The 12,617-nt window shown below is 72.8% G+C and carries 10 protein-coding genes; 6 read left to right on the top strand and 4 right to left on the bottom strand.

Annotated elements, in window-relative coordinates; translation table 11 throughout:
• The first annotated feature begins 6 nt into the window (after positions 1-6).
• From shc to AB0K43_RS22635, 6 genes are all read left to right on the top strand, one after another.
• Complete coding sequence (shc, locus tag AB0K43_RS22660) at positions 7-2,049, top strand: squalene--hopene cyclase (protein WP_363642491.1); 2,043 nt, start codon at positions 7-9, stop codon at positions 2,047-2,049.
• Entirely contained in the window at positions 2,046-2,732 is a 687-nt protein-coding gene (locus AB0K43_RS22655) for a 1-hydroxy-2-methyl-2-butenyl 4-diphosphate reductase (protein WP_363642488.1), read from the top strand. Before shc ends, AB0K43_RS22655 begins: the two co-directional genes overlap by 4 nt.
• 2 nt (positions 2,733-2,734) lie before the next feature.
• Positions 2,735-3,760, top strand: a complete 1,026-nt coding sequence (hpnH, locus tag AB0K43_RS22650; protein WP_363642486.1) for an adenosyl-hopene transferase HpnH — start codon at positions 2,735-2,737, stop codon at positions 3,758-3,760.
• Positions 3,761-3,884: 124 nt separating this feature from the next.
• The gene (gene dxs, locus AB0K43_RS22645) at positions 3,885-5,795 is read left to right on the top strand and encodes a 1-deoxy-D-xylulose-5-phosphate synthase (RefSeq protein WP_363642484.1); all 1,911 of its coding nucleotides are present in this window, start codon (positions 3,885-3,887) and stop codon (positions 5,793-5,795) included.
• Positions 5,785-7,185, top strand: coding sequence for an aspartate aminotransferase family protein (locus tag AB0K43_RS22640; protein WP_363642482.1), 1,401 nt, complete (start codon positions 5,785-5,787; stop codon positions 7,183-7,185). Before dxs ends, AB0K43_RS22640 begins: the two co-directional genes overlap by 11 nt.
• Before the next feature lie 2 nt (positions 7,186-7,187).
• Positions 7,188-7,895, top strand: coding sequence for a YoaK family protein (locus tag AB0K43_RS22635; RefSeq protein WP_363642480.1), 708 nt, complete (start codon positions 7,188-7,190; stop codon positions 7,893-7,895).
• 65 nt (positions 7,896-7,960) lie between these two features.
• Here AB0K43_RS22635 and AB0K43_RS22630 read toward each other — a convergent pair whose 3' ends face one another.
• The 4 genes from AB0K43_RS22630 to AB0K43_RS22615 all read right to left on the bottom strand — a co-directional run bounded on the left by AB0K43_RS22630 (position 7,961) and on the right by AB0K43_RS22615 (position 12,578).
• Entirely contained in the window at positions 7,961-8,458 is a 498-nt protein-coding gene (locus AB0K43_RS22630; RefSeq protein WP_363642478.1) for a hypothetical protein, read from the bottom strand.
• 56 nt (positions 8,459-8,514) lie between these two features.
• Positions 8,515-8,790, bottom strand: coding sequence for a DUF6343 family protein (locus AB0K43_RS22625; protein WP_363642476.1), 276 nt, complete (start codon positions 8,788-8,790; stop codon positions 8,515-8,517).
• Between the two features lie 85 nt (positions 8,791-8,875).
• Positions 8,876-9,508 carry a phosphatase PAP2 family protein gene (locus tag AB0K43_RS22620; RefSeq protein WP_363642474.1) on the bottom strand — a complete coding sequence of 211 codons (633 nt, stop codon included), beginning with the start codon at positions 9,506-9,508 and terminating at the stop codon, positions 8,876-8,878.
• A gap of 328 nt (positions 9,509-9,836) precedes the next feature.
• Positions 9,837-12,578, bottom strand: coding sequence for an NPCBM/NEW2 domain-containing protein (locus AB0K43_RS22615; protein ID WP_363642472.1), 2,742 nt, complete (start codon positions 12,576-12,578; stop codon positions 9,837-9,839).
• Between the last annotated feature and the right edge of the window lie 39 nt (positions 12,579-12,617).

Genomic DNA, 12,617 nt, shown 5'->3' with positions numbered 1-12,617 from the left:
GTCAAGGTGACAGCAACCGCGGGCGGCCGGCTCGACCCCGAGTACGATCCCGAGCCGGCCGCGGTGGGCGCCCGCCCGCCGGTGCCCGACGGAGCGGGCCCGCGCCGGGCCCCGGCTCCGGCAGGGGCAAACGATTCCTCACCGGCCGCGGCGGCCCTGGCCAGGGCCACCACGCAGCTGCTCTCGCTGCAGGACGCCGAGGGCTGGTGGAAGGGCGACCTGGAGACCAACGTCACCATGGACGCCGAAGACCTGTTACTGCGGCAGTTCCTGGGCATCCGCACCGAGGAGCAGACCAGGGCGAGCGCCGCCTGGATCCGCTCCCAGCAGCGCCCGGACGGCACCTGGGCCACCTTCCACGGCGGCCCGCCCGAGCTGTCCGCCACGGTCGAGGCGTACGTCGCGCTCCGGCTGGCCGGTGACGAGCCCGCGGCCGCCCACATGCGGGCCGCCGCCGAGTTCGTCCGCGCCCGCGGCGGCATCGCCTCCGCCCGGGTCTTCACCCGGATCTGGCTCGCCCTGTTCGGCTGGTGGCCGTGGGAGGAACTCCCCGAGCTGCCGCCCGAGCTGATCTTCCTGCCCAGCTGGGCACCGCTGAACATCTACGACTTCGGCTGCTGGGCCCGGCAGACCATCGTGCCGCTGACGGTGGTCTCCGCCAGCCGCCCCGTCCGGCCCGCCCCGTTCGCGCTCACCGAGCTGCACACCGACCCGGCCGACCCGTACCCCGCCCGGCCGCTCGCCCCCGCCCGTACCTGGGACGGCCTCTTCCAGCGGCTCGACCGGCTGATGCACGTCTACCACCGCTACGCGCTGCGCCCGCTGCGCCGGCTGGCGCTCGCCAGGGCCGGGCGGTGGATCGTCGAGCGCCAGGAGGCGGACGGCTGCTGGGGCGGCATCCAGCCGCCCGCCGTCTACTCGCTGATCGCCCTGCACCTGCTCGGCTATCCGCTCGACCACCCGGTGATGAAGGCCGGGCTGGCCTCCTTCGACGGCTTCACCGTGCACACCGAGGACGGCCGGCGCTGGCTGGAGGCCTGCCAGTCCCCGGTCTGGGACACCTGCCTGGCCGCCATCGCGCTGCGCGACGCAGGCCTGCCCGCCGACCACAGCGCGCTGGTCGCGGCCGCCGAGTGGATGCTCGGCGAGGAGATCACCGTCAAGGGCGACTGGTCCGTCAAGCGCCCCGAACTGGCGCCCGGCGGCTGGGCCTTCGAGTTCCACAACGACACCTACCCGGACATCGACGACACCGCCGAGGTGGTACTGGCCCTGCGCCGGATCGCCCACCCGGACGCCGAGCGGCTGGCCGGCGCGGTGCACCGGGGCGTCGAGTGGAACCTCGGCATGCAGTCCAGGAACGGCGCCTGGGGCGCCTTCGACGTCGACAACACCAGCCGGCTCCCCAACAAGCTGCCGTTCTGCGACTTCGGCGAAGTGATCGACCCGCCCTCCGCCGACGTCACCGCACACGTGGTCGAGATGCTCGCCGAGGTCGGCCTGGCCGGCGACCGGCGCACCCGCAGGGGCGTCACCTGGCTGCTCGCCAACCAGGAGGCGGACGGCTCCTGGTTCGGCCGCTGGGGCACCAACTACGTGTACGGCACCGGCTCGGTGGTGCCCGCCCTGATCGCGGCCGGCCTCAGCCCCGCCCACCCCGCGATCCGCCGGGCCGTGCGCTGGCTGGAGGAGCGGCAGAACCCGGACGGCGGCTGGGGCGAGGACATGCGCTCCTACGAGGATCCGCAGCAGTGGGCCGGCCGCGGGGAGTCCACCGCCTCGCAGACCGCCTGGGCCCTGATGGCGCTGATGGCGGCCGGGGAGGGCCCCGACGGGCCGCTGGGCCGGGCCGGGGAGGCCGTGGAGCGCGGCGTGCGCTGGCTGGTGGACACCCAGCTGCCGGCGGGCAGCTGGGACGAGCCGCAGTTCACCGGCACCGGATTCCCCTGGGACTTCTCGATCAACTACCACCTGTACCGGCTGGTCTTCCCGGTGACCGCGCTCGGCCGGTACGTCAACGGCACCCCTCTCGGCGGAGGCAGACGATGACCGAAGGCCCGCTGCTGGTGCTGTGCGCGCTCGGCCCCGAGCTGTGGGCCCTGCGCGGCGGCGACTGGACGGGCGCCGAGGGCCCGCCGGTGCTGGCCCGCACCGGCATGGGCCGCCGCCGGGCGAGCCGCAGCGTCGGCCGGCTGCTCGCCGGGGAGGGCTACGGGGCGCTGGTGGTGGCCGGCTTCGGCGCCTCGGTCGCCCCCGGCACCAACCCGGGCGAGGTGATCGTCGCGGACGCGGTCGAGGACGGCGAGGGCCGGCGGTTCCGGCTGGACTCCGCCGGGCCGCTGGCCGAGGCGCTCCGGGCCCGCGGGCTGACCGTGCACACCGGCCTGCACCACACCGCCGACCACGTGGTGCGCGGCCACGAGCGGGCCGAGCTGCACGCCGCCGGCGCACTGGCCGTCGACATGGAGGCGGCCGCCGTGCTGGCCGCCCGGGCCGAGCTGCGGCCGCAGCTGCCGGCCGCCGTGCTGCGGATCGTGGTCGACACCCCCGAGCGGGAACTGATCCGGCCCGGCACGCTGCCCGCCGGGCTGCGCGCCTGGCGCTCGCTGCGCGCCGCCGTTCCCGCGCTCACCACCTGGCACCGGCAGGCGGCCGCGGCCGCCGGGCACCCTGCCCCCGCACCCCACCCGCCCCACCCACAGCCCTCGACGCTCCCTCAGGAGGCGAGCTAGTCATGGCCATGCCGCTGCGTCAGACCATCCGGGTCGGCACCTACCTCATGCAGCAGAAGATCAAGCGGCGGGACAAGTTCCCGCTGATCGTGGAGCTGGAACCGCTCTACGCCTGCAACCTGGCCTGCGAGGGCTGCGGCAAGATCCAGCACCCGGCCGGGGTGCTCAAGCAGCGGATGCCGGTGGCCCAGGCGGTCGGCGCGGTGCTGGAGTCGGGCGCCCCGATGGTCTCCATCGCCGGTGGCGAGCCACTGATGCACCCCCAGATCGACGAGATCGTCCGGCAGCTGGTGGCCCGCCGCAAGTACGTCTTCCTCTGCACCAACGCGCTGCTGATGCGCAAGAAGCTCGACAAGTTCACCCCCTCGCCGTACTTCACCTTCACCGTCCACATCGACGGGCTGCGCGAGCGGCACGACGCCTCGGTGGCCAAGGAGGGCACCTTCGACGAGGCGGTGGAGGCGATCAAGGAGGCCAAGCGGCGCGGCTTCCGGGTCACCACCAACTCCACCTTCTTCAACACCGACACCCCGCAGACCATCATCGAGGTGCTGGACTACCTCAATGACGAGCTGCACGTCGACGAGATGATGATCTCCCCGGCGTACGCCTACGAGAAGGCCCCCGACCAGGACCACTTCCTCGGCGTCGAGCAGACCCGGGAGCTCTTCCGCAAGGCCTTCGCCGGCGGCAACCGGCTGCGCTGGCGGCTCAACCACAGCCCGCTCTTCCTGGACTTCCTGGAGGGCAAGGTCGACTTCGAGTGCACCGCCTGGGGCATCCCCAACTACTCGCTGTTCGGCTGGCAGCGTCCCTGCTACCTGATGGCCGACGGCTACGTCCCCACCTACCGCGAGCTGATCGAGAAGACCGACTGGGCCAAGTACGGCCGCGGCAGGGACCCGCGCTGCGACAACTGCATGGCGCACTGCGGCTACGAACCGACCGCCGTCCTGGCCACCATGGGCTCGCTCAAGGAGTCCCTGCGCGCCGCCCGCGAGACCATCTCCGCCAACCGCGGCGGCTGAGCGGCACCCTCCCCGGGCCGCCCGCCGCCGGGCGGACGGCCCGGGGAAAACAGGCGAGCGGCCCGCCCCGGCCGCAGGCTGGACCCCGACAGTCATCGCTTTGAACGAGCCGCGAGGTGAAGCCATGTCACTTCTGCCCACCATCAAGGGGCCCGCCGACCTCAGACGGCTGCCGGCCGAGGACCTCCCGCTGCTGGCCGACGAGATCCGCGACTTCCTGATCGAGTCCGTCACCCGCACCGGCGGCCACCTCGGCCCCAACCTCGGCGTGGTCGAGCTGACCATCGCGCTGCACCGGGTCTTCGACTCCCCGCACGACCGGATCCTCTTCGACACCGGCCACCAGTCCTACGTGCACAAGCTGCTCACCGGCCGCCAGGACTTCACCCGGCTGCGGGCCAAGGACGGGCTCTCCGGCTACCCCTCGCGGACCGAGTCCGAGCACGACCTGATCGAGAACTCGCACGCCTCCACCGCGCTCGGTTACGCCGACGGCATCGCCAAGGCCAACCAACTGCTCGGCCGGGACGACCGCCGCACCGTCGCGGTGATCGGCGACGGCGCGCTCACCGGCGGGATGGCCTGGGAGGCGCTCAACAACATCGCCGACGCCAAGGACCGCCCGCTGGTCATCGTGGTCAACGACAACGAGCGCTCGTACGCCCGCACCGTCGGCGGCCTCGCCCACCACCTCGCCACGCTGCGCACCACCCAGGGCTACGAGCGCTTCCTGGCCCGCGGCAAGGAGGCCCTCCAGCGCACCCCGCTGGTCGGCCAGCCGATCTTCGACGCGCTGCACGGCGCCAAGAAGGGCTTCAAGGACGCCTTCGCCCCGCAGGGCCTGTTCGAGGACCTCGGCCTGAAGTACCTCGGCCCGATCGACGGCCACGACATCGGCGCCGTCGAGCAGGCGCTGCGCCAGGCCCGGCACTACGGCGGCCCGGTGATCGTGCACTGCCTCACCGTCAAGGGCCGCGGCTACCGTCCGGCCGAGCAGGACGAGGCCGACCGCTTCCACGCCGTGGGCCCGATCGACCCGTACACCTGCCTGCCCATCTCGCCCTCCGCCGGCACCTCCTGGACCTCGGTCTTCGGCACCGAGCTGCTGGCCCTGGGCGCCGAGTACCCCGACGTGGTCGCGATCACCGCGGCGATGCTCCAGCCGGTCGGCCTGGCGAAGTTCGCCGCCGCCTACCCGGAGCGGACCTTCGACGTGGGCATCGCCGAGCAGCACGCCGTGGCCAGTGCCGCGGGCCTGGCCACCGGCGGCCTGCACCCGGTGGTGGCGGTCTACGCGACCTTCCTCAACCGGGCCTTCGACCAGGTCCTGATGGATGTCGCGCTGCACCGCCTCGGGGTCACCTTCGTGCTCGACCGGGCCGGGGTCACCGGGAACGACGGCGCCTCGCACAACGGCATGTGGGACATGTCGATCCTGCAGGTCGTCCCCGGCCTGCGGCTGGCCGCCCCGCGCGACGCCGAGCAGCTGCGGGCCCAACTGCGCGAGGCCGTCGCGGTGTCGGACGCGCCCACCGTGCTGCGCTTCCCCAAGGGCGACCTCGGCCCGGCCGTGCCCGCCGTCGAGCGGATCGGCGGGGTCGACGTGCTCGCCCGCACCGGCCCCAACCCGGACGTCCTGCTGGTCGCCGTCGGGGCAATGGCCCCCGCCTGCCTGGACGCCGCCGCGCTGCTGGCCGCCGAGGGCTTCACCGCCACCGTGGTCGACCCGCGCTGGGTCAAGCCGGTCGACCCGGCGCTGGTCTCGCTGGCTGCCGCCCACCGGCTGGTCGTCACCGTCGAGGACAACGGCCGCGCCGGCGGCGTCGGTGCGGCCGTCGCGCAGGCCCTGCGGGACGGCGGTGTGGACACGCCGCTGCGTGACCTCGGCATCCCGCAGGAGTTCCTGAACCACGCGGGCCGCGGCGAGATCCTCGAGGAGATCGGGCTCACCGGCACCGGCGTCGCCGCCCAGACCGCCGCCTTCGCCAAGCACCTGCTGCCGATCAGAGGAGCGAACCCGCACCATGCCGGCTGACCGCCCCGCCCGCCCGCTCGACCTGGCCGCCCTGATCGCCGCACGCGGCGCCGAGCGGTACGAGCTCCAGGCCAAGTACCTCAACCCGCAGCTGCCCCGGATGCTGCACACCATCGGCTTCGACAAGTACTACGAACGTGCGGAGGGCCCGTACTTCTACGACGCCGACGGCAACTCCTACCTCGACATGCTGGCGGGCTTCGGCATCTTCGCGCTCGGCCGGCACCACCCCGTGGTCCGCGACGCGCTCCACCAGGTCATCGACCTCGACCTGCCGGACCTGACCCGCTTCGACTGCTCCCCGCTGCCCGGTCTGCTGGCCGAGCAACTGCTCTCGTACGCGCCCGGGCTGGACCGGGTGTTCTTCGGGAACAGCGGCACCGAGGCGGTGGAGACCGCGCTGAAGTTCGCCCGGTGCGCCACCGGGAAGCGGCGGGTGCTCTACTGCGACCACGCCTTCCACGGGCTCACCGCCGGCTCGCTCTCGGTGAACGGCGAGGCCGGCTTCCGCAAGGGCTTCGAGCCGCTGCTGCCGGACAGCTCGATCCCGCTCGGCGACCTCGGCGCGCTGGCCAGGGAGCTGCGCCGGGGCGATGTGGCGGCGCTGATCGTGGAGCCGATCCAGGGCAAGGGGGTGACCGCCGTCCCGCCCGGCTGGCTGCGGGCCGCCCAGGAGCTGCTGCACGAGCACAAGGCCCTGCTGATCTGCGACGAGGTGCAGACCGGCATCGGACGGACCGGGGACTTCTTCGCCTACCAGCACGAGGAAGGGGTGCTGCCCGACCTGGTGTGCGCGGCCAAGGCGCTGTCCGGCGGGTACGTGCCGATCGGTGCCACCCTCGGCAAGGCCTGGATCTTCGACAAGGTGTACTCCTCGATGGACCGGGTGCTGGTGCACTCCGCCTCCTTCGGTTCCAACGCCCAGGCGATGGCGGCCGGCCTGGCCACCCTGCAGGTGATGCGGGACGAGCAGGTGGTGGAGAACGCCCGCCGGGTCGGCGACCTGTTCCGCGAGCGGCTGGCGGCGCTGGTGGAGAAGTACGAGCTGCTCGCCGAGGTGCGGGGGCGCGGGCTGATGATCGGGATCGAGTTCGGGCGGCCGAAGTCGCTGAAGCTGCGGACCGGCTGGACGGCCCTGCAGGCGGCGCGCAAGGGCCTGTTCGCGCAGATGGTGGTGGTGCCGCTGCTCCAGCGGCACCGGATCCTCACCCAGGTCTCGGGCGACCACCTGGAGGTCATCAAGCTGATCCCGCCGCTGATCATCACCGAGCGGGAGGTGGACCGCTTCGTCGGGGCGTTCACCGAGGTGATGGACGACGCGCACCGGGGCAGCGGGCTGATGTGGGACTTCGGTCGCACGCTGGTCAAGCAGGCCGTCGGCGGTAAGTAGGGGTGGCCGACCGGATCGAGCTGCGGATCACCGGGGTGCTCGGGGCGCTGACCGTGACCAGCGGGGTGGTGGACGCGGTCAGCTTCCTCGGGCTGGGGCACGCCTTCGCCGCGCTGGCCACCGGTAACCTGCTGCTGCTCGCGTTCGGGATCGCCGGGACACAGGGGCTGCCGGTGGCCCGCCCGGCGATGGCGCTGGCCGGGTTCGTGCTGGGGGCGGCCGCCGCCCATGCGGTGATCGCGCGCCGGCTGGCGGCCGGGCGGCGGTGGTTCGTGGCGGGGTTGCTGCTGGAGTCCGCGGTGGTGGGCGCCGGTGGCGGCTACGCGCTGGCCACCGGCGGCACCGCCATCCCGGTGGGCGGCCATGCCACGCTGGTGTTCCTGCTGCTGACCTTCGCCATGGGGTGGCGCAGCCGGCTGGTCTTCCAGACCCGGATCCCCGAGATGCCGACCACGCTGGCGCAGATGACGCTGATCAAGCTGGTCGCCGCCCTCGCCCCGCCGCACCGGTCGGAGATCGGCGGCGGCCTGACCAGGGTGCAGCGGCTGACGACCGTGGTGGGGATGTTCCTCGGGGGTTTGGTGGGGGCGGCCGCGCTGCCGGCCGGGCTCGGCGTGGTGCTGCTGGCGGAGGCCGGCTGCGTCGCCGCCGTGGCGGCGGTCTACGCGCGCGAGCCGCAGCTGCGGCCGCCCCGGGCGGCGGTGTCCTAGGGCGCGACCCTCACCCGAGCCGCGCGCCCGACGGTGCACGGCTCGGGTCCGAGGTCGCGGTCCGGCTAGCGCGGTGCCGTGCAGAGGGTGGACTGGAGGGCGGTGAGGATCTTGTCGGCCTTCTCCGGGCCGAAGCCGTTCGGGTGGGCGGGGGAGGTGAAGCGCTGGTTGGTGAGCTCGACCAGCTTCGGCCGGTCCTTGGGGAAGTTGAAGATCGCCTGGCACTGGTTGCGGGCCGCGTCGACCGCCTTCTCGGGCTTGCCCGCGACGATCTCCGGGTCGATCGCGTCGAGCGCGGCGATCAGCTTCGCGGTGGCCGCGCCGTCCGGTGCGGGGGGCAGCCCCGCGTCGCTCGGGGGCGCGGGCTTCGACGCCTCGGGGGTCGCGCTCTGGCCGCCCGAGCCCTGCGGGGCGGGCTCGGAGGGGGCGATCGGGGCGGCGGTGGTGCCGGTGGCCGAGGACGGGGCACCGGTGGCGGCGGTGGTGGTGCCGCCCCCGGAGCAGGCGCACAGGGTCAGGGCGGCGGTGGCCGTGGCGGCCAGCAGGGTGGCTCGAAGACGCATGCCCGTACGGTGTCATGCTCGCGTCCGGTACGGAAGACCTTGACGGGGCGCCGGCCTCACAGCTCGGTGCGGCGGCGGCGGACCACCACCAGCAGGTCCACCGCGGCGAGCAGGGTCAGCGCACCGCAGACGACGGCGAACACCGTGAGCATCGCCTGGCTGGGGTTGTCGGCCGCGGTCGAGCGCGCCGCCCAGACCGCGAAGCCGACCGTCAGCAGGGCGAACAGCGGGGTGAACAGGACCGACAGCAGGAAGCGGAGCTTCAGGTCGGTCCGGGCGGTGGCGGGTTCGGTGCCGCTCCGCCAGGTCCTGGGGGTCTTCGCCGTACGCATCGGTCCATCGCCTCCGCGGGTCGCCTGCGCGCCCTGCCGGTCCACCCTTCCAGAGTAGGCCGGGATCGGCGCGCGGGGCGGCCGGTCACTCGCCGCGGCGCCACCGGGCGATCCGGGTGTCCACCGCGGCGACCAGCGGCTCGGCCGGCGGCAGCACCAGCAGCACCAGCAGCCCGGCGGCCCAGCCGGCCAGCACGTCGGAGACCCAGTGGGTGCCGAGGTAGACGGTGGTGAGGCCGACCGACAGGGCGGTCGCGGCCGCCAGCACCGCGCCGACGCGCCGGCCGCGGACGGCCAGGTAGGCCAGCACGCCCCAGGTCACCACCGCGTTGGCGGTGTGCCCGGACGGGAAGATGTTTCCGCCGGAGAACAGCTCGGGGGAGCCGACGTAGTGTGCGTAGTGCGGACCCAGCCGGCCGGTGACGATCTTGACGCTGCCGACCGTGATGTTGAGCAGCAGCAGGGCCATGCCCATCACCAGCAGCGGCCGCAGCGTCCTGGTCCGGTGCGAGCGCCAGGCGAGCCACAGCAGGGCGGCGACGGCGGTCGGGCCGCGCTGGCCGGCCACCACCCAGACGTCCAGGAACGGCTCCAGGTCGGGCCAGTGGTGGTAGGGGCGGAACTGCTGGATCGCCCAGTCGAGGTCGACCAACGGGGTGTCGCACAGGATCCCGACCACCACCAGCAGATAGCCGATCCCGGTGAGGCCGAACACCATGGCGTGCCGTCTGCTGATCGGCGGCCAGCCCGACTCGATGGGGGTTGCGACCTGGGCGGTGGCATTAAGGGAGTCGGTGGATTCGATTCTGGCTGGCACGCCCCAGAGATTACCCCGGGCTCGTGGGGGCGCTCCCGGGGTTGCCGGAAATCGGCTGGTCAGAGTGGTGTGATGATCCTGTGCCCGGCGCTAATACCGTTTGCCAATACCGCTTCCGCAGGGCCTCTACCTGCGGATTTCCGGAGGTTTCTCCAATTGATTGGCGGGCTGCTCGGGAGAATGTGACGTTGGTCATTTCCGCGACCGGAAATGACCAACGCCGTTCGGTTCAGGAGCAGTGGAAGCGGGCCGACCCCCAGTCACCGTGGTCACCGGTGGCGGTGCCGACGCTGCTGACCACCAGGTGCACCCGCTGCGCCGCACCGAGCGGTACGTCGACCGCCAGCGGGGCCGATTGCGAGGTCAGGGTGGGTGAGGTCCACAGCGTCGCACCGTCGGCCTGCACCGAGAAGGTCACGTCGCCGTAGCCGCTGATCTCGTCGTCGATGCCGACCGAGGCGGTGAACGAGGAGCAGTGCCCGCCGGTCAGGAACTCGATGTCGGAGGCGGCGTGCGCGCCGATCCCCTTCGGGTGCACGGTGCCGTCGAGGGTGATCGGGTGGCCGTCCGCCGCGCCCTGCTCACCGTTGCTCCGGTCGCGCTCGGCCGGGCCCCAGCCGTTGGTCGAGCCGACCCAGGTCAGGTCGCTCGCCCAGCTGTCGACCCGCGGGCCGCCCGGGTCGGTCGGGGTGGAGCCGCCCCCCACGGCGCTCGCCCCGTCCAGCACCAGCTGGAAGGCGGTGGCGGTGGACAGCGCGGCCGTCTTCACGTGGACCACGCCGGTCCGGTCCGCCGGGTCGTACCACCAGCCCTCGGTGGCGGCGTCGAAGGCGGCCTTGGTGGCGAGCCTCGGCAGGGCCCGCCCGCCCAGCGCGACCTGGGTCGGGGCGGTGGTGCTGTGCACGTCGAACCGGTACGGCCGGGCGGTCTGCTTGCCGGTGAAGTCGCCGGTGCTGGCGCTCACGTCGATCCGCACCTGGCCGGCGCCGGTGGCGGGGGCGTCCACCGTGGCGGTCTGGGTGGCGTACTTGCCGGTGCGGTGCTGCCGGGTGACGCCGTCGTCCTCGTACAGGCTGAACGAGCTGCGCCCCTGCGGGTACACGTCCCAGGTCAGCGGGGAGCTCGCGGTGCGGTCCAGGTACGAGCTGACGCCGGGCCACATCGGCACCGTGGCACCGGCCTTGACGAAGAGCGGCAGGGTGTCCAGCGGGGCCTGGTAGCCGTTGACGGTGGTCGGGCCCTGGTAGGTGCGGCCGGTCCAGTAGTCCACCCAGGTGCCCTTGGGCAGGTAGATGCCGTCCCGGACGGAGGTGTCCGCGTACACCGGGGCGACCAGGAAGTCCTCACCGCTCAGGAACTCGTACTTCACCGCGTCGGTGGCGGTCACCGGGTCGTCGGGGTACTCCAGCGCCAGCGGGCGGACCGCGCCGACCCCGGTGCGGGTGGCCTCCGCCGCGTAGCTGTACATGTAGGGGAGCAGGGACTCCTTGAGCTTGAGGTACTTGCGGTTGATCGCGGTGTACGGCTCCCCGTACCGGTAGGGCTGCTTGTCGCTGGGCGCCCAGCCGTCCATCGACATGATGGCCGGCAGGAAGGACTTCCACTCCAGGTCGCGGGTGTAGGTCTTGGCGCTGCCGCCGAAGATCCCGTCCACGTCGCCGCTGTTGTACGCCATGCCGGACATGGTCGCGCCGGCGTAGGTGGGGATCTGCCAGCGGATGTAGTCCCAGCTGCCGGACTGGTCGCCGCTCCACTGCACCCCGCAGCGCTGCGCGCCGGACCAGCTCTCCGGGGCCCAGGTGAAGCCGCGGGCGTCGCTGTTGGCCTCGATGCCCTGGTACGCCGCCTTGCAGCCGTCCAGCGCGAACTTGTAGCCGGAGCCGACCCAGGCCACGTCCAGCTTGGCGATCCGCTGGCCGGCCCTGACCTGGTCGGCGAGCTGGGAGAGGCCGTTCTCGGTCCACAGGCCGAGCTGCATCTTGCGCTGCTGGAGGCCTTGGGCGGTCTGGGCCAGGTTCTCGTAGCCGCAGCCGTACCCGTCGTTGACCAGCATCCAGCCGTTCGGCATGTCGTTCTGGACGTAGCCGTCGGCCACCTTCAGTGCGTCCAGGGTGTGCCGCTCGCCGCGGTTGGCGTTGTGCAGGTAGCAGTCGGAGTCGCCCATCTCCAGGCCGTAGATCGGCGGCAGGAAGGGCTTGCCGGTGAGCGAGGTGTACTGGCCGATCACGTCCTTGGTGCTCGGGCCGGCGAAGTAGTACGCGTCGAAGCGCAGCTCCTGCTCGGTGGTGCTGACCGGGTCGGTGAAGGCGTAGGTGCCGGGGGCGTAGGTGTTGCGGAAGACGCCGTAGCCGGCCGAGGAGAGGTAGAACGGCACCGAGTTGGGGTGCCCGCCCTCGTTCCAGTTGGTGTCCTGGCCGACCTGGACCGTCCGGCCGCGGTAGCTGAACGAGCCGTTCTGCTCGCCGGCGCCGAAGAACTGCTCGGTGGCGCCCCGGGCCAGGGTCTGGGTGGTGGCCTTGCCGTCCCAGCTGAGCGGCTTGGACTCGGACCAGACCAGGCTGCCGTCCGCCCGGTACAGCGCGAACCGCAGGGCCGCCTTGTAGACCCGCAGGGTCAGTCTGCTGGTGGAGATCTCGTAGCGGTCCCCGGCGTCCCGCCAGCTGGTGGCCGGGGGCGCGCCCTGCGGCAGCACGATGTCGCTGCCGGTCGGGTCGGTGAAGCTGCCGTTCGGGGCGAGCTCGATCCGGAAGACCTGGTCGGTGGTGAAGCTGACCCGGGCCCGGGCGGTGCCGGCCGAGATCGCGTAGCCGGCTCCGTCGGCGCGGAAGGCGGTGACGGCGCCCGCGCTGGTGGTGGCGGCCACCGCGGCGGGGGACAGGGCGGCGCTGAGGCTCGCCCCGCTGAGGGTCAGTGCGGCGGCGAGAGCCAGGGCGGCCGGCCGTATGAGCGGGTGGTGCACAGTTCTGCGCATAAGCACCTCTCGCAGTGCAGTATTGAGCAACTGCGAGCA

Origin of the sequence: Kitasatospora sp. NPDC049258, assembly GCF_040678895.1 — a bacterium.
In the GTDB taxonomy this organism is placed as follows: domain Bacteria; phylum Actinomycetota; class Actinomycetes; order Streptomycetales; family Streptomycetaceae; genus Kitasatospora.
The sequence above is the reverse complement of the archived record's forward strand: the minus strand, read 5'-3'. Positions and strand labels throughout refer to the sequence as shown.

What these genes read in the sequence shown, in the direction of transcription:
- AB0K43_RS22615 (WP_363642472.1), bottom strand. Translation starts at nt 12,578, where the DNA reads ATGCGCAGAACTGTGCACCACCCGCTCATACGGCCGGCCGCCCTGGCT.
- AB0K43_RS22630 (WP_363642478.1), bottom strand. Translation starts at nt 8,458, where the DNA reads ATGCGTCTTCGAGCCACCCTGCTGGCCGCCACGGCCACCGCCGCCCTG.
- AB0K43_RS22640 (WP_363642482.1), top strand. Translation starts at nt 5,785, where the DNA reads ATGCCGGCTGACCGCCCCGCCCGCCCGCTCGACCTGGCCGCCCTGATC.
- hpnH (WP_363642486.1), top strand. Translation starts at nt 2,735, where the DNA reads ATGGCCATGCCGCTGCGTCAGACCATCCGGGTCGGCACCTACCTCATG.
- AB0K43_RS22620 (WP_363642474.1), bottom strand. Translation starts at nt 9,508, where the DNA reads ATGGTGTTCGGCCTCACCGGGATCGGCTATCTGCTGGTGGTGGTCGGG.
- dxs (WP_363642484.1), top strand. Translation starts at nt 3,885, where the DNA reads ATGTCACTTCTGCCCACCATCAAGGGGCCCGCCGACCTCAGACGGCTG.
- AB0K43_RS22655 (WP_363642488.1), top strand. Translation starts at nt 2,046, where the DNA reads ATGACCGAAGGCCCGCTGCTGGTGCTGTGCGCGCTCGGCCCCGAGCTG.
- AB0K43_RS22625 (WP_363642476.1), bottom strand. Translation starts at nt 8,790, where the DNA reads ATGCGTACGGCGAAGACCCCCAGGACCTGGCGGAGCGGCACCGAACCC.